Genomic DNA, 16278 nt, shown 5'->3' with positions numbered 1-16278 from the left:
GGACCTTCGCCGGGCCCCGGCCGGGCCCTGTCGGGTCTAGAGCACGTCGCCGTCGCGCCAGTCGAAGTCGAGCCGCCCGGCGGGGTCCAGGACAGCCCCGCCGGGCGGGGTCCACACGTACGTCGAGCCCTCCTCGTCGGGGAGCCGCTCGGGGCCGTCCGGGCCGAGCACCCCGACCGGCCCGGGGTGGGGGCGCCAGCCCCGGCCCGCGTACAGGACGGCCCCGGCTTCGGAGGCGGACAGGGCGCCGAGCACGTAGGCCCGCCCGATCACCCCCTCCAGGCCGGCCATCACGGCCCCGCCCAGCCCGGCGCGCCGCAGGTCCGGCCGCACCGCCACGGCCTCCACGTAGCCGGTGCGCAGGGCGCGGCCTCGGTGCAGCACCCGGCGCTGGACGACGCTGCCGTGCGCGACGAGCTGCCCGTCCCTGTGGAGCAGGGCGTGCACGCCGCCGAGGGCGTGCTCGAAGTCCTCGTCGGCGAAGTCCCCCTCGAAGGCGCGGTCGAGCAGCTCCCGGATCGCGCGCAGCTCCTCGGTGCGCAGTTCGGCGGTGTGGACGAGGCGTACGGTCACGGCGTCTCCAGCCAGTCGGTGTACCAGGTGCGGAAGTCGGGGGCGGCGGGGACGAATCCGCCCCAGTCCGGGTCCAGCCGCCACACCTGTCCGGCGTACGGGCCGTTCAGGACCAGCCTGAGGTACGTCCCGCAACCCTCCTCGGCGAGGGTGAGCGTGCCGGCGGCGAACTCCTCGTAGCCGCGGCCGAGGGGCCCGGTGCGCGGCGCGGTCAGCGGAAAGGGCGCCGCCGCACGGCCCGGCCGCCGGTCGTCATCCCATTCCCCGTCCACCGCCCATTCCTCCCCGGCCGCCGCCTCCGGGCGCGGGGTGACCAGCGGCAGCAGCCCGCGGGCGGGACCCGCCGGGCCGTCGCCCACCGCGGTCACGAAGGCCCGGTACTGCGGCGGCAGCCGGATCCCGTACCGCCGCTCGAAGCCGTCGACCGCCGCCGGGGCGAGCGGGGCGGCCAGCGCGTACCGGTGCGTCCGCGCCCCGTGCCGGGTGTGCCCCGGGTCCAGCGCGGCCTTCTCCCGCAGCCGCTCCCGTACGGCGTGCACGTCCCAGGTCTCCATCCGGGGACGGTATCAACGCCCCCGGAGCCTGCCGCGGAGCCGTCCCAGCTCGGCCCCGGTGAGGCCCGCCGCGCGCAGGTAGGCCTCCGGGTCCAGCCGGTGGGCGGCGTCGCGGGCGAGGGCGGCGACCCGGTCGGGGAAGCGGTCCAGGAAAGGCCGGAAATACGCGGGGGTCGCGAATCCCGGGGTGCCCCACGACACGTCCCAGAAGTCCCGGTGCTCGATGCCGTCGAGCGGGATCGCCGACGTGCCGATCCCGGCCGGGCGGGGTGCGTGGTCCACGCCCCGCTCGTCGTCGTTGCGCAGGTCGATGACGGTCCGCACGCCGTGCGCGGCCAGGGTGGTCCAGCCCCGGGCGGTGAGCCCGTCGAGGCTGTCCGCCCGTACCAGGACCCCGGGCGGCAGGGTCCCGAGGCCGCCGAGGTCGCGGGCGTTGAAGCAGCCTTACCGGTCCACGAATCGACCGACGTTCGTCACGGTCATAGCCCCCCTGTCAGTACACATCGGACAGTCGGCAGAGACGCGACTCTGGCCTCAGGGGTTCCCCCGCGTGAAGATCTGCGCATGTCGCCCCGTACCCAGCAGTGGACCCCGACCCATGGCCAGCCCTACCGGCCCGTCGCCTACCGTCCCGCGCGCATGCCGAGCGAGGAATCCCTCGCGCGCGCGGCGGAGCTGCGGGCCCGGATGGACGAGCGGCGTACCGTACGCCACTTCTCCCCGGACCCGGTCCCCGACCGGGTCGTCCGCGACGCCGTCGCCTGCGCGGCCACCGCTCCCTCCGGGGCGCACCAGCAGCCGTGGACCTTCGTCCTGGTCAAGGACCCGGGGGTGCGCCGCCAGATCCGCGCCGCGGCCGAGCAGGAGGAGGAGATCTCCTACGACGGCCGGCTCGGCGACGAGTGGCTGGCCGCCCTGCGCCCGATCGGCACCGACGCGGTCAAGACCCACCTGACGGACGCCCCGGCACTGATCGTGGTCTTCCAGCAGCGGTACTGGCTCGGCCCGGACGGCACGAAGCGCAAGCACTACTACGTCGACGAGTCGGTCGGCATCGCCGTCGGGATGCTCCTGTCCGCCCTGCACCTGTCGGGCCTGGCGGCCCTCATCCACACCCCGAGTCCGATGCGGTTCCTGGGCCACGTCCTGAACCGCCCGGAGAACGAGAAGGCCTTCGCGGTCATCCCGATCGGCTACCCGTCCGCCGACTGCGAGGTCCCGGACCTGATCCGCAAGTCCCTGGACCAGGTACTGGTGGAGGTCTAGCCGTCGCCGTCCGGCCCGGCGGGCGGTTCCTCGGCCGCCCGCCCTCCGAGGGCCGCGACCAGCCGTATGCCGATCCGCACACGGTCCTCGGGCGTCCCCGTGTCCATCGCGGCCCGCACCTGGCGCAGGATGAGCCAGTCCCGCACCAGTTTGGCCATCCCGAGCACGGCGGCGGTTACGCAAGCCGCGATCACCATGGTTCGTCCTTCGACGCCCGCGCATAGCCGTGCGCGCAGGGCGCCTTCCGCAGCGTGACCCACGCTCCGCCCATCCCTACACCATCGGCGAAGCGCCACCGGTCTCGCGGATGCTCCTCGATAGCTTCCGGGCGACCCGCCAGGCCACTCCGCCGTAGGCGTCTCTCCAGCTCGGCCCGCTCTATGCCGCAACACCATTCAACGACGAGTTGCCCGCGCCCGTGCGTGTATGTGTTCGCTGAGCCGTGGGTGGCGCCCGCCAGACCCAGCAGCCGCGGGCGTCGGAGCATCCGGCTGTTCAGCCAGTCCTGCGCCAGGGCCCTGCCGGCATTGCGGCCGCCTCGTGTCCAGTCGTCCAGGTACGCAACCTCTGCGGGGTGCAGCCGGTGACGGTTGCGCCGCCACAGCTGCGTGAGCCCGGCACCATGCACGGGCAGTTCCGGCTGCCAGCCCTCGTCCGGATGACCCAGATGGACCACGGCGTTCCCCTGCACGCGCGTCAGCGCCCAGTAGCGCCCGTGAGGAACCAACCGCAGGCCCGGTACGCCGCGCAGCCCGCCGTACCGCTCATCGATCCGCGGGAGTAGCAGTTTGAGGACCCGGTCGGCCATTGCCGGGTGCAGGCCCAACAACAGCCCGGCCGCGGTCGGACGTGCATGTGTGAATCCGAGCAGGGCGCCGTCGTGTTGCTCGTCCTCACGGAGTCCGTCGGCGAGTTCGGCAACCATGAGCGACTCAGTGGTCCGCTGGTCGGGGGTGGCCGCGTCCGGTACGGGGAGGGCACGGGAGATGAGCTCCTGGGATGCCCAGTTCAGGCAAGTGCGGTAGGGGGTCCCGGTGGCTTCGCTGCAGAGCTCTGCGGTCCGGGGGCGGTTGCGGCTGGTTCCGGGCATACGTCTCCTCCTGCGCCCCGCCCGGCTCGGCGACGTGAAGGTCCGACGTACTGCAGCTGATGACTACCTTCCGTACGGGGTCTCGTGAGAGAGCTTGGCTCCCCCTGGGCATGCCGGGGCCCGGGGTTGTGAAGCAGGTCGCCGTACCGACAACTGCCTTCAGATTAGCATCGGTTGTAGACCCCCAGAGGGGAAATGGAGACCGCCCCCGCTCCGGACTTGGGGGTACCGGAGCGGGGGCGGGGTTCAGCGGGGGGCGGGTCAGCCCATGTGGGGGTAGCCGTACTCGGTCGGCGGGACCAGGGTCTCCTTGATGGAGCGGGTCGAGGTCCAGCGCAGCAGGTTCGAGGCCGCGCCCGCCTTGTCGTTGGTGCCCGACGCGCGGCCGCCGCCGAAGGGCTGCTGGCCGACGACGGCGCCGGTCGACTTGTCGTTGATGTAGAAGTTGCCCGCCGCGAAGCGGAGCTTCTCCATCGTGTCGGCGGCCGCGTAGCGGTCCTGCGCGATGACGGCGCCGGTCAGGGCGTACGCCGAGACGTTCTCCATCTGGGCGAGCATCTCGTCGTACTTGTCGTCCTCGTAGACGTGGATCGCGAGGATCGGGCCGAAGTACTCGGTCGTGAAGACCTCGTTCTCCGGGTCGGTGCACGCGATGACGGTCGGGCGGACGAAGTAGCCCTCGGCGTCGTCGTACGTGCCGCCGGCGACGATCGTGCAGGTCGGGTCGGCCTTCGCGCGGTCGATCGCGGCCTTGTTCTTCGCGAAGGAGCGCTCGTCGATGACCGCGCCGATGAAGTTGTCCAGGTCGCGGACGTCACCCATGGTGATGCCGTCGACCTCGGCCGCGAAGGCCTCCTTGAAGCCGTCGTTCCAGATGGAGGCCGGAACGTAGGCGCGCGAGGAGGCGGAGCACTTCTGGCCCTGGAACTCGAAGGAGCCGCGGGTCAGGGCGGTCTTCAGGATCGCGCGGTCCGCGGACGGGTGCGCGACGACGAAGTCCTTGCCGCCGGTCTCGCCGACCAGGCGCGGGTAGGAGCGGTACTTCTCGATGTTGTTGCCGACCGTCTTCCACAGGTACTGGAAGGTCTTGGTCGAGCCGGTGAAGTGGATGCCGGCCAGCTCCGGGTGGTTCAGGGCCACCTCGGAGACGGCGATGCCGTCGCCGGTCACCAGGTTGATGACGCCCTTGGGCAGGCCGGCCGCCTCCAGGAGCTCCATGAGGAGGACCGCGGAGTGGGTCTGCGTCGGGGACGGCTTCCAGACGACCACGTTGCCCATCAGGGCCGGGGCGGTCGGCAGGTTGCCGGCGATGGCCGTGAAGTTGAACGGCGTGATCGCGTAGACGAAGCCTTCGAGCGGGCGGTGGTCGCTGCGGTTCCACACGCCGGCGCTGTTCGCGGCGGGCTGCTCGGCGAGGATCTGCCGGGCGAAGTGGACGTTGAAGCGCCAGAAGTCGACGAGCTCGCACGGGGTGTCGATCTCGGCCTGCTGCGCCGTCTTGGACTGGCCCAGCATGGTGGAGGCGGCCAGCTTCTCGCGCCACGGGCCGGCGAGCAGCTCGGCGGCGCGCAGGATGATCGCGGCGCGGTCGTCGAAGGACATCGCGCGCCAGGCCGGGGCGGCGGCCAGGGCGGCGTCGACGGCCTCCTGGGCGTCGGCCTCGGTGGCGTTGGCGTAGGTGCCGATGACGGACTTGTGGTCGTGCGGCTGGACGACGTCGAAGCGCTCGCCGCCGCCCATCCGCTTGACGCCGTCGATCGTCATGGGGAGGTCGATCGGGTTCTCGGACAGCTGCTTGAGCTGGAATTCGAGGCGCGTACGCTCCGGGCTGCCGGGGGCGTACGAGTGGACCGGCTCGTTGACCGGCGCGGGGACCTGGGTCACAGCATCCATGGGGCTGGTAACTCCTTGAGCTAGTGGGGTGCCTAGTTCTTGGTGATCATCGAGCGGAGGAAGAACAGCAGGTTGGCCGGCTTCTCCGCGAGGCGGCGCATGAAGTAGCCGTACCAGTCGGTGCCGTAGGCCGTGTAGACGCGCATCCGGTGGCCCTCGGCGGCCAGCCGCAGGTGCTCCTCGCTGCGGATGCCGTACAGCATCTGGAACTCGTACTCGTCCAGCTTGCGCCCTGCCTGGCGGGCCAGCTCCTGGCCGATGGCGATAAGACGCGGGTCGTGGGACCCGATCATCGGGTAGCCGTCGCCCTCCATCAGGATCTTCATGATCCGGACGTACGCCTTGTCGATCTCGGCCTTGTCCTGGTACGCGACCTCGGCCGGCTCCTTGTAGGCGCCCTTCACGATGCGGACGCGGCTGCCGGCGGCGGCCAGGCGGCGGGCGTCGGCCTCGGTGCGGAAGAGGTAGGCCTGGATCACGCAGCCGGTCCGCGGGAAGTCCCGGCGCAGCTCCTCGTGGATGGCGAACATCGAGTCGAGGGTGGTGTGGTCCTCGGCGTCGAGGGTCACGGTGGTGCCGATGGCCGCGGCGGCCTCGACGACCGGGCGGACGTTGGCGAGGGCCAGCTCGTGGCCGCCCTCCAGCGCCTGGCCGAACATGGACAGCTTGACGGACATCTCGACCGTCTCGCCCAGGCCCAGGGCGCCGAGGCGCTCGATGAGCTCCAGGTAGGCGTCGCGGGCCGCGTGGGACTGCTCCACGGCGGTGATGTCCTCGCCGACGACGTCGAGGGTGATCTCCAGGCCGCGCTGCGTGAGGTCCTCGACGATCGGGATGACCTGGTCGACCGTCTCACCCGGGATGAAGCGGTTCACCACGGGCTTGGTCACGGGGGCGGCGGAGACGATTCGGCGCATCTTGTCGCTGCGCGAAGCGGCGAGGATCACGGGACCCAGCACGGGGCACCTCCAACGGGTGGCAGAAGCGGAGTACGGCCGCCGTGCGGGGTGGGCCGCGACCGTAGGGAAAACGCAAGTAAAACCACCGTGAAACCTAAGGATCTCCACGATCCTCTGCCATCGACAGCTGTCACGCATCCGTGGTCCGGATGTCATACATCTGTCTGAAGAGCCATGTGCGAGATGGGAGAATGGGCGCGTGAAGGGCGATTACCAGGACCTGGTCGACGAGATCTCGGCGCTGCTCGGCGCCCCGGCCACACTGGAGAACCGGGACTTCCGCCTCATCGCCTTCGGAGCCCACGACAGCGACGACGACCTCGTCATGGACCCCGTCCGCACCCGCTCGATCCTGACCCGGCAGTCCACGGCGGCCGTGCGGTCCTGGTTCGAGGCCTACGGGATCACCCGCGCGACCGGCCCCGTCCACATCCCGGCCGCCCCGGACGCGGGCGTCCTCCGCGGGCGGATCTGCCTGCCGGTGCGCTACCGGGGCATCGTGCAGGGCTACGTGTGGCTCCTCGACCAGGAGCCGGGCCCCGGGACGCAGGCGCTGGCCGCCGCGATGGAGGTGGCCGAGCGGATCGGGGTGCTGCTCGCCGAGGAGGCCAAGGCGGGCGCCGGCCTGTCCCGGGAGTTCCTCGCGGTCCTCACCGCCGGGCGGGGCTGGCAGCAGGACATGGCGGTGGCCGCGCTGCGGGTGGCCCTGGGGCCGGGGGCCGAGGGACTGCACGCCGCCGTGTGCGTGGCGCCGTGGGCCGGGGAGGCTCCCGCGTCGGTGCCGGGGGCGGCGGCGGTGTGCGTCGTTCCGGGTGACGCCGCCGACGCGAACGGCGTGGCGGGGGCGTCCGGCGGGGGGCCCGGAGGCTCCGGGGGCGCAGGCTCCGGGGGCGGGGCGCTCGCCGTCCTGCTCCGGCTGCGCTCGACGGACGCGCTGGCCCCGGCCCTGACCGCGGTGGGGCGGCTGCTGCCCGGCGCGCCGTCCGCCCCGGCGCCGGAGCCCGTGGCTCCGGCGCGCGGCCCCACCGCGGGCCTGTCCGACCCGGTCCGGACCCTCGCGGAGCTGCCCGCCGCCTGGGCGCAGGCCACCGCCGCGGCCCGGACGGCCGCCGCCCGGCCCCCGCTGGGGCCGGTGGCGCAGTGGTCGGAGATCGGCCCGTACCGGATGCTGGCCGCCCTGGCGGCGGGCCCGGCGGACGACCCGGCGACCCGGACCCTGCTCGGCCCGGCCCACCGGGAACTGGCCCGTACCGCCGAGGTGTTCCTCGACTGCGCGGGCCAGGCGGGCCGTGCGGCGGCCGCGTTGGGCATCCACCGCCAGACCCTGTACTACCGGCTGGGCCGGGTGGAGCAGCTGACGGGGCTCGACCTGGACGACGGCGAGGACCGCCTGTTGCTCCACATGGCACTCAAGGCCGCCCGGTTGCACCGCTGACCGCCGCGAGCGGCGGGAGCGGACGCAGGGATTCGAGGGGCGCGCCCGAGGCCGCGTCGAGCAGCACCCGGGTCCCGAGGGGGCGGTGAGGGCGACCGGGACCGTCTGCGACAGCCGGACCATCGGACACACGGTCCCCGGCAACCCGGTCCGGCCCGGCAGCACCCGGCCGGTCAGGACCACCGTGTCCGTCAGCGGCGGGGTGGGGGGCGCGGCGTCGGGGGTCCTGTCCATCTCCTCGTACACATCGGGCGCCCCGCGCAGCGGTACGGCCGGCGCCTCTCCGTAGGGCCGGCGCACGGGGGTGGGAGGCGGGGCGGCGGCGGGCAGTTCGGCGCGCAGCAGGAAGTTCCCGTCCGGGTGGGCGGCCTTGTCCACACCCGAGCGGAACCCGCCCGGCGGCTGCCGGTCCTCGGCGTCCAGCGGGTGGAAGCCGGTGCGCCACTCCCGCAGCGCGGCCGAACCCGCCCGGGCGGCCGCGACGGCCTCGCTGCGGGCGAGGTGGCCGGCCGGGGCCCCGCGCGCCACCCGGCCGTCCCCGCACCCGTCATGGCAACTCCCCCTCCAGCCGATCCGGTTCGGCTGCCGCGAGGGGTGGACGTACGCGCCCGAGCGGTGGTTCCGGCTCCGGTACGACGCCGGGGCGTACCGGCCGGGGCCCCGGCGGGCGCCGCTCAGCCCTCGCCGCCCTCCGTCCCGGCCGTGACCCCCTCGGCCTTGACCCCCTCTGCCGTGACCCCCTCGGCCACCCGCCGCAGCCCCTCCGTGAACTCCTCCGCCGTGGCGGCGCTCGCCGGGTCGAACAGCCACTGGATCATCAGGCCGTTGAGCAGCGCCTGGTAGACGGTGCCGCGGGTGCGCTCGTCGCGTTCGGTCACCTCGTCCTCCGGGATGCCGGTCAGCATCGAGATCAGACCCCTGCGCCCCTCCCGCTGCGAGGCGCCGAGCATGGCGCGCAGTTCGGCGTGCTGACCACGGCTCAGCGCGATCTCCAGGCTGGCCGCCCAGACGGGCGCGGTCTCCTCCTGCCGGCCCACGACCCCCTCCCACAGTCCCTGCAGGCGCTCCAGCGAGCCGTCCGCGCCACCCAGGGCGCCCCCGAACCCCTCGCCCCATTCCTCCATCAGGGCGATGAAGGCCTGGGTGAGCAGGGCGTCCTTGGAGCCGTAGTGGTAGCCGATGGACGCCAGGTTGGTACCGGAGGCGTTGACGATGTCGCGCGCGGTCGTCCGCACGAACCCCTTCTCGGCCAGGCACTTCTTCGCGCCTTCGAGCAGATCTTCGCGATGTCCCATGGCCCCACGGTAGCAAGACAACCGTCCAAGACGATCGTCCCAGACATCAGTTCTATACATCCGTCATAGACAAGCGTTTATGACGGATGTACATTCCTTCTCATGACGAACCCCGCCGCTACGGCGCGCCTCGCCGGCCGCCGCGAATGGACCGCGTTCACGGTCCTGTTGCTGCCCCTGCTCCTGGTCTCGATGGACACCTCCGTCCTCTACTTCGCCATCCCGGCCATCACCCGGGAGCTCGACCCGAGCTCCACCCAGCAGCTGTGGATCTTCGACAGCTACGCCTTCGCCCTCGCCGGCCTGCTGATCACGATGGGCTCGCTCGGCGACCGGATCGGCCGCCGCAAGCTGCTGCTGATGGGAGCCGGCGCCTTCGGCCTCGCCTCCGTGGCCGCCGCCTACGCCACCAGCGCCGGGATGCTGATCGCGGCCCGCGTGCTCCTCGGCGTCGGCGGCGCGACCCTGATGCCCTCCACCCTCGCCCTCGTGCGCAACCTCTTCCGCGACGACAAGCAGCGCGGCAAGGCCATCGCCCTCTGGTCCGGGGCCATGACCGGCGGCATCGCCCTGGGCTCGGTGCTCAGCGGCGTGATGCTGAACCACTTCTGGTGGGGCTCGGTCTTCCTGATCAACGTGCCCGCGATGCTGCTCCTGCTGGTCCTGGTCCCTGTGCTGGTGCCGGAGTTCAAGGACCCGGCTCCCGGCCGCTTCGACCTGCTGAGCATCCCGCTGTCGACGGCGGCCGTCCTGCCGGTGGTCTACGGGCTCAAGGAGATCGCCGCCGAGGGCTTCGAGCCCCTCTCCCTCGGCTGCCTGCTCGTCGGCCTGGCGTTCGGTTGCGCCTTCGTCCGCCGCCAGCGCCGCCACGAGGACGCGATGGTCTCGCGGGCGCTCTTCCGGGGGCGGGGCTTCGGGGCGGGCATCGGCCTGAACACCGTGGCCGCCTTCGCCATGATGGGCTCGGCCTACTTCACCACCCAGTACCTGCAGTCGGTGCTCGGCATGGGCACCCTGGAGGCGGCCCTGTGGAGCCTCGCGCCCTCCCTGTTCATCGGCGCAGCGGCCCCCGTCGGAGCGGCCCTGGCCCAGAGGACCGACCGGGCCCGCGTCATCGCCGGCGGCTTCGTCCTGGCCGCCGCCGGGTTCGGCCTGATCTCCCTGGTGAGCACCGACTCCCTGTGGCTGCTGCTGGCCGGCGCCGGGGTGTTGGCCTCCGGCATCGTGGTGGTGATGTCGCTGGTCTCCGACATGGCACTGGCCTCGGCCCCCGCCGAGAAGGCCGGCTCGGCCGCCTCGCTGCTGGAGACGGGCCAGGAGTTCGGCGGCGCCCTCGGCATGGCTCTGCTCGGCAGCCTCGGCACCGCCGTCTACCGCTCCGACCTGTCGGGCGCCGAGCCCGCCGTCCGGGAGACCCTGGGCGGTGCCGTGGCCACCGCCGCGCAGACCGGCGGAGCGGCCGGCGCACAGCTGCTGGCCCTGGCCCGTGAGGCCTTCGTCCACGGAATGCAGTACGCGGCCTGGGGTGGTGCGGCCCTGCTCCTCGTGGCGGCGGCCGGCGCCCTGGCCCTGGCCCGGAGCGGGAAGCCCGCCGCCCCGGCCGCGGCGGAACGGGCCGTCCCGGCCGCCACGCCGACGGCCTGAGCCCCGTAGCGGCGGGAGGAGGACGCGAAAGGGCCCGGGGAACACCCCGGGCCCTTTCGGATGCGGTGCGGCGGTCAGCCCAGGTTGACCGTACGGGCCGACGCGGCGCCGATCTCGGCGGAGATGGCCGCGAGGACGTCGACCGGGACCTCGGCGTCGACGGTGAGGACGACGAGCGCCTCGCCACCCTCCTCGGCACGGGCGACCTGCATGCCCGCGATGTTCAGACCGGCCTCGCCGAGCAGCTGCCCGACCTTGCCGACCACACCCGGACGGTCGGTGTAGCGCAGCACGATCATGTGGTCGGCCAGGGCCAGGTCCACGTCGTACTCGCCCACGCCGACGATCTTCTGGAGGTGCTTGGGGCCGGCCAGGGTGCCGGAGACCGAGACCTCCTGACCGTCCGACAGGGTGCCGCGCACGGTCACCACGTTGCGGTGGTCCGGGGACTCCGAGCTGGTGGTCAGGCGGACCTCGACGCCGCGCTCCTGCGCGAACAGCGGGGCGTTGACGTAGGAGACCGTCTCGTCGACGACGTCCTCGAAGACACCCTTGAGCGCGGAGAGTTCGAGCACCTTGACGTCGTGCTGGGTGATCTCGCCGCAGACCTCTACGTCGAGACGGACCGCGACCTCGCCCGCGAGGGCGGTGAAGATGCGGCCGAGCTTCTCCGCGAGCGGCAGACCGGGACGGACGTCCTCGGCGATGACGCCGCCCTGGACGTTGACCGCGTCCGGCACGAGCTCGCCGGCGAGCGCGAGGCGCACCGACGTGGCGACCGAGATGCCGGCCTTCTCCTGGGCCTCGTCCGTGGACGCGCCGAGGTGCGGGGTGCAGACGACCTGGTCGAGCTCGAAGAGCGGGGAGTCCGTGCAGGGCTCCTTCGCGTACACGTCGAGACCGGCGCCGGCGACGCGGCCCTCCTTGATGGCCGAGTACAGCGCGGCCTCGTCCACGATCCCGCCGCGGGCGGCGTTGACGATGCGGACGGACGGCTTCACCTTGTGCAGGGCCTCGTCCCCGATGAGACCGATGGTCTCGGGGGTCTTGGGCAGGTGCACGGTGATGAAGTCGGCGACCTCCAGCAGTTCGTCCAGCGTCAGCATCTTGACGCCCATCTGGGCGGCGCGCGCGGGCTGCACGTAGGGGTCGTAGGCCACGATCTTCATGCCGAAGGCGGACATGCGCTGGGCGACCAGGACGCCGATGCGGCCGAGGCCGACGACGCCGAGGGTCTTCTCGCTGAGCTCGACGCCCGTGTACTTGTTCCGCTTCCACTCGCCGTTCTTCAGGGCGGTGTTGGCCTGCGGGATGTTGCGGGCGGTGGCGACGAGCAGACCGCAGGCGAGCTCGGCGGCGGTGACGATGTTGGAGGTCGGGGCGTTCACGACCATCACGCCGGCCTTGGTGGCGGCGGATACGTCGACGTTGTCGAGACCGACACCGGCGCGCGCGACGACCTTCAGCTTCTTGGCGGCGGCGATCGCCTCGGCGTCCACCTTGGTGGCGGAGCGGACGAGGATCGCGTCGACGTCGACGATCGCGGGGAGCAGCTCGGCGCGGTCGGCGCCGTTGACGTGCCGGATCTCGAAGTCCGGACCGAGCGCGTCCACCGTGGCGGGCGACAGCTCTTCGGCGATGAGTACGACAGGTTTCGAGCTCACGTGGGTCATCCTCACAAGTCCAGTGCGGACGGCCGTCCCGACGGCCGCAGGCGGTGGAGGGGGTAGCCGCGTGGAAGACGCACGACACTGTGGGCCTGACGCGTTGTGTTGTGCAGTGTAGTAGCGGATCCGAGCCGGAATTCCGCCTGTACGGAAGGATCACCCGTCCGTGATTGGCCGGGGTGGACAATCCGCGCTACACGAGGCCTACATTCCGGCCATCTCCACCCATGGGGGCGGTGCGCGGCGGGGCCGGAACGCATCGTCCCGGCCCCGCCGCCCACGAGATCAGCTCTCGTCGCTGTCGACCCAGCTCATCAGCTTGCGCAGCTTCTTGCCGGTGGTCTCCAGCAGGTGGGCCTCGTCGGCCTTCTTGTACTCGTTGTACTTCGGCAGACCCGCCTTGTACTCCGCCATCCAGGTGTTGGCGAATTCGCCGCTCTGGATCTCGGCCAGGACCTTCTTCATCTCGGCCTTGGTGGCGTCGGTGATGACGCGCGGGCCGGTGATGTAGTCGCCCCACTCGGCGGTCTCGGAGACCGACCAGCGCATCTTCTCCAGGCCGCCCTCGTACATGAGGTCCACGATGAGCTTCAGCTCGTGCAGGCACTCGAAGTACGCGATCTCCGGCTGGTAGCCGGCCTCGGTCAGGACCTCGAAACCGGCCTTGACCAGGGCGGAGGCGCCACCGCAGAGGACGGCCTGCTCACCGAACAGGTCGGTCTCGGTCTCCTCGGTGAAGGTCGTCTTGATGACGCCGGCGCGGGTGCCGCCGATGCCGGCCGCGTAGGACAGCGCCAGCTCGAAGGCCTTGCCGGTGGCGTCCTGCTCGACGGCGGCGATGCACGGAACGCCGCGGCCCTCCTCGTACTGACGGCGGACCAGGTGGCCCGGGCCCTTCGGGGCGACCAGGGCGACGTCGACGTTGGTGGGGGGCTTGATGAAGCCGTACCGGACGTTGAAGCCGTGGCCGAAGAAGAGCGCGTCGCCCTCCTTGAGGTGGTCCTTGATGGACTCCTCGTAGATCTCGGCCTGGAGCGGGTCCGGGGTCAGGATCATGATGACGTTCGCCCACTCGGCGGCCTCCGACACGGAGACGACCTTCAGACCCTGCTCCTCGGCCTTGGCCTTGGACTTCGAGCCCTCCTTGAGGCCGACGACGACGTCGACGCCGGAGTCACGGAGCGACAGCGCGTGGGCGTGGCCCTGGCTGCCGTAACCGATGACCGCGACCTTGCGGCCCTGGATGATGGACAGGTCGGCGTCGTTCTCGTAGAACAGCTCGGCCACTGGGATATCTCCTTGGTGCGCTGGTGTTGCTCCCACCGTACGGCGGGGAACGGAATCTGAGTTTGTCGGTCTCGCCATTCGAACCGGGGCATTCGCGCCCCGGAGCGCCGCGGCCGGCGGGCGACCGCGGCCGGGCTCTGGAGTCAGGCGCCGCGGTCAGGCACTGCGGTCGAGCGAGCGCAGGCTGCGGTCCGTGATGGACCGGCCGCCACGCCCTATGGCGATGGTGCCGGACTGCACGAGCTCCTTGATGCCGAAGGGCTCCAGCATCTTGAGCATGGCGCCCAGCTTGTCGGCGCCGCCGGTGGCCTCGATGGTGACGGCCTCCGGGGAGACGTCGACCGTCTTGGCGCGGAACAGCTGGACGATCTCGACGATCTGCGAGCGCGTCTCGTTGTCGGCGCGGACCTTCACCAGGACGAGTTCGCGCTCGATGGCGTTGTGCGGCTCCAGCTCGACGATCTTGAGCACGTTGACCAGCTTGTTGAGCTGCTTGGTCACCTGCTCCAGCGGGAGGTCCTCCACGTTCACGACGATGGTGATGCGGGAGATGTCGGGGTGCTCGGTGACGCCGACCGCGAGGGAGTCGATGTTGAACCCGCGGCGGGAGAACAGCGCGGCGATCCGGGCGAGGATGCCGGGCGTGTTCTCGACCAGGACGGAGAGCGTGTGCTTGGACATGTGAGTCGTTCTCTCTCTCAGGCTCTCTCGGCTCAGTCGTCTTCGTTGTCGCCGAAGTCGGGGCGGACGCCCCGGGCTGCCATGACCTCGTCGTTGGAGGTGCCGGCGGCGACCATCGGCCACACCATGGCGTCCTCGTGGACGATGAAGTCGATCACGACCGTACGGTCGTTGATCGCGTTGGCCTCGGCGATGACCTTGTCCAGGTCCGCCGGGTCCTCGCAGCGCAGGGCGACGCAGCCCATGGCCTCGGACAGCTTGACGAAGTCCGGGACGCGGGTGCCCTTGCGGGGTGCGATGGACTCGCCGAGCTGGGATCCGACGGTGTCGTGGCCGGTCTCGTCCGCGTGCAGCACGGTGTTGGAGTACCGCTGGTTGTAGAACAGGGTCTGCCACTGGCGGACCATGCCCAGCGCACCGTTGTTGATGATCGCGACCTTGATCGGGATGTTGTTCAGCGCGCAGGTGACCAGTTCCTGATTGGTCATCTGGAAGCAGCCGTCGCCGTCGATCGCCCAGACGGTGCGCTCCGGCATGCCGACCTTCGCGCCCATCGCGGCCGGGACCGCGTAGCCCATGGTTCCGGCGCCGCCGGAGTTCAGCCAGGTGCGGGGCTCCTCGTACTTGACGAAGTGCGAGGCCCACATCTGGTGCTGGCCGACGCCCGCCGCGAAGATCGTGCTCTTCGGCGCGAGCGCGCCGATCCGCTCGATGACCTGCTGGGGGGACAGCATGCCGTCCTCGGGCAGGTCGTAGCCCAGCGGGTACGTGTCGCGCCAGCGGTTGAGGTCCTTCCACCAGGCGGTGTAGTCGCCCGCGTTGCCCTCGGTGTGCTCGGCCTGGACGGCCTGGATCAGGTCGGCGATGACCTCGCGGGCGTCGCCGACGATCGGGACGTCGACCTCGCGGTTCTTGCCGATCTCCGCGGGGTCGATGTCCGCGTGGATGACCTTGGCGAAGGGGGCGAAGCTGTCCAGCTTGCCGGTGACGCGGTCGTCGAAGCGGGTGCCGAGCGCGATCAGCAGGTCCGACTTCTGGAGCGCGGTGACGCCGGTGACGCTGCCGTGCATGCCCGGCATGCCGACGTGCAGCGGGTGGCTGTCGGGGAAGGAGCCGAGGGCCATCAGGGTGGTGCAGACCGGGACCCCGGTCAGCTCGGCGAGGACCTTCAGTTCGGCCGTGGCGCCGGACTTCATGACGCCGCCGCCGACGTACAGGACCGGGCGCTTGGCCTGACAGATGAGCTTGGCGGCCTCGCGGATCTGCTTGGCGTGCGGCTTGGTGACCGGCCGGTAGCCGGGCAGGTCCATGGACGGCGGCCAGGAGAAGGTGGTCTTCGCCTGCAGGGCGTCCTTGGCGATGTCCACCAGGACCGGGCCCGGACGGCCGCTGGCGGCGATGTGGAACGCCTCGGCGATCGTCCGCGGGATGTCCTCGGCCTTGGTGACCAGGAAGTTGTGCTTGGTGATCGGCATCGTGATGCCGACGATGTCCGCCTCCTGGAAGGCGTCCGTCCCGATCGCCTTGGAGGAGACCTGGCCGGTGATGGCGACGAGCGGGACGGAGTCCATGTGCGCGTCGGCGATCGGGGTGACCAGGTTGGTGGCACCCGGGCCCGAGGTGGCCATGCAGACGCCGACCTTGCCGGTGGCCTGCGCGTAGCCGGTGGCGGCGTGCCCGGCGCCCTGCTCGTGGCGGACCAGGATGTGACGGACCTTCTTGCTGTCCATCATCGGGTCGTACGCGGGGAGGATGGCGCCGCCCGGGATGCCGAAGACGGTGTCGCACCCCACCTCTTCGAGAGAGCGGATGAGGGACTGCGCGCCCGTGACGTGCTCAACTGCGGTGGGCTGGTGTCCACCCGTACGGGGCCGCGGCTGCGGATGGTGGGCCCCGGTGGCCTGCTCGGTCATCGGCATTCTCTTCTCGAAGCT

The 16278-nt window shown here is 71.5% G+C and carries 15 protein-coding genes; 3 read left to right on the top strand and 12 right to left on the bottom strand.

The genetic code is table 11. The annotated features are described in order from the left end of the window. Positions 1–36: 36 nt before the first annotated feature. The 3 genes from ABZW32_RS02085 to ABZW32_RS02075 are packed head-to-tail and all read right to left on the bottom strand — an operon-like array spanning position 37 to position 1517. The gene (locus ABZW32_RS02085) at positions 37–573 is read right to left on the bottom strand and encodes a GNAT family N-acetyltransferase (protein ID WP_356209919.1); all 537 of its coding nucleotides are present in this window, start codon (positions 571–573) and stop codon (positions 37–39) included. Then, complete coding sequence (locus ABZW32_RS02080; RefSeq protein ID WP_356209916.1) at positions 570–1127, bottom strand: SMI1/KNR4 family protein; 558 nt, start codon at positions 1125–1127, stop codon at positions 570–572. Before ABZW32_RS02080 ends, ABZW32_RS02085 begins: the two co-directional genes overlap by 4 nt. Positions 1128–1139: 12 nt before the next feature. Then, positions 1140–1517 carry a tyrosine-protein phosphatase gene (locus ABZW32_RS02075; RefSeq protein WP_356209990.1) on the bottom strand — a complete coding sequence of 126 codons (378 nt, stop codon included), beginning with the start codon at positions 1515–1517 and terminating at the stop codon, positions 1140–1142. Positions 1518–1691: 174 nt separating this feature from the next. Here ABZW32_RS02075 and ABZW32_RS02070 point away from each other — a divergent pair, with 174 nt between their 5' ends. Then, entirely contained in the window at positions 1692–2393 is a 702-nt protein-coding gene (locus ABZW32_RS02070) for a nitroreductase family protein (RefSeq protein ID WP_356209913.1), read from the top strand. Here the strand turns inward: ABZW32_RS02070 and ABZW32_RS02065 are convergent. From ABZW32_RS02065 to ABZW32_RS02050, 4 genes are all read right to left on the bottom strand, one after another. After that, positions 2390–2590: a hypothetical protein gene (locus ABZW32_RS02065; RefSeq protein WP_356209910.1), complete on the bottom strand. Its 201-nt coding sequence runs from the start codon at positions 2588–2590 to the stop codon at positions 2390–2392. The genes ABZW32_RS02070 and ABZW32_RS02065 overlap by 4 nt on opposite strands. Next, positions 2584–3318 carry a hypothetical protein gene (locus ABZW32_RS02060; protein ID WP_356209907.1) on the bottom strand — a complete coding sequence of 245 codons (735 nt, stop codon included), beginning with the start codon at positions 3316–3318 and terminating at the stop codon, positions 2584–2586. The genes ABZW32_RS02065 and ABZW32_RS02060 overlap by 7 nt, the downstream gene beginning before the upstream one ends. A 426-nt stretch (positions 3319–3744) precedes the next feature. Beyond that, positions 3745–5376, bottom strand: a complete 1632-nt coding sequence (gene pruA, locus ABZW32_RS02055) for an L-glutamate gamma-semialdehyde dehydrogenase (protein ID WP_356209904.1) — start codon at positions 5374–5376, stop codon at positions 3745–3747. 32 nt (positions 5377–5408) lie between these two features. Then, on the bottom strand, positions 5409–6335 hold the full coding sequence (locus ABZW32_RS02050) for a proline dehydrogenase family protein (protein ID WP_266842495.1): 927 nt from the start codon (positions 6333–6335) through the stop codon (positions 5409–5411). Positions 6336–6534: 199 nt separating this feature from the next. Here ABZW32_RS02050 and ABZW32_RS02045 point away from each other — a divergent pair, with 199 nt between their 5' ends. Next, on the top strand, positions 6535–7770 hold the full coding sequence (locus tag ABZW32_RS02045; RefSeq protein WP_356209901.1) for a helix-turn-helix domain-containing protein: 1236 nt from the start codon (positions 6535–6537) through the stop codon (positions 7768–7770). Between the two features lie 674 nt (positions 7771–8444). Here ABZW32_RS02045 and ABZW32_RS02040 read toward each other — a convergent pair. Next, complete coding sequence (locus ABZW32_RS02040) at positions 8445–9065, bottom strand: TetR/AcrR family transcriptional regulator (RefSeq protein WP_356209898.1); 621 nt, start codon at positions 9063–9065, stop codon at positions 8445–8447. Between the two features lie 102 nt (positions 9066–9167). On the opposite strand from ABZW32_RS02040, the gene ABZW32_RS02035 reads away from it, so the two are divergent. Then, positions 9168–10709 carry an MFS transporter gene (locus ABZW32_RS02035; RefSeq protein ID WP_356209895.1) on the top strand — a complete coding sequence of 514 codons (1542 nt, stop codon included), beginning with the start codon at positions 9168–9170 and terminating at the stop codon, positions 10707–10709. A 74-nt stretch (positions 10710–10783) separates the two neighbouring features. Here the strand turns inward: ABZW32_RS02035 and serA are convergent, their stop codons facing one another. From serA to ABZW32_RS02015, 4 genes are all read right to left on the bottom strand, one after another. Continuing rightward, a complete protein-coding gene (serA, locus tag ABZW32_RS02030) occupies positions 10784–12373 on the bottom strand; it encodes a phosphoglycerate dehydrogenase (protein WP_356209894.1) in 1590 nt (529 codons plus the stop codon). A 288-nt stretch (positions 12374–12661) separates the two neighbouring features. After that, entirely contained in the window at positions 12662–13663 is a 1002-nt protein-coding gene (ilvC, locus tag ABZW32_RS02025) for a ketol-acid reductoisomerase (protein WP_285535921.1), read from the bottom strand. A gap of 156 nt (positions 13664–13819) precedes the next feature. Then, positions 13820–14344 carry an acetolactate synthase small subunit gene (gene ilvN / locus ABZW32_RS02020; protein WP_214932313.1) on the bottom strand — a complete coding sequence of 175 codons (525 nt, stop codon included), beginning with the start codon at positions 14342–14344 and terminating at the stop codon, positions 13820–13822. Between the two features lie 32 nt (positions 14345–14376). Beyond that, positions 14377–16263 carry an acetolactate synthase large subunit gene (locus ABZW32_RS02015; RefSeq protein WP_266842482.1) on the bottom strand — a complete coding sequence of 629 codons (1887 nt, stop codon included), beginning with the start codon at positions 16261–16263 and terminating at the stop codon, positions 14377–14379. Between the last annotated feature and the right edge of the window lie 15 nt (positions 16264–16278).

It is taken from the genome of Streptomyces sp. NPDC004667 (assembly GCF_040609475.1).
Taxonomy (GTDB): Bacteria; Actinomycetota; Actinomycetes; order Streptomycetales; family Streptomycetaceae; genus Streptomyces.
The sequence above is the reverse complement of the archived record's forward strand: the minus strand, read 5'-3'. Positions and strand labels throughout refer to the sequence as shown.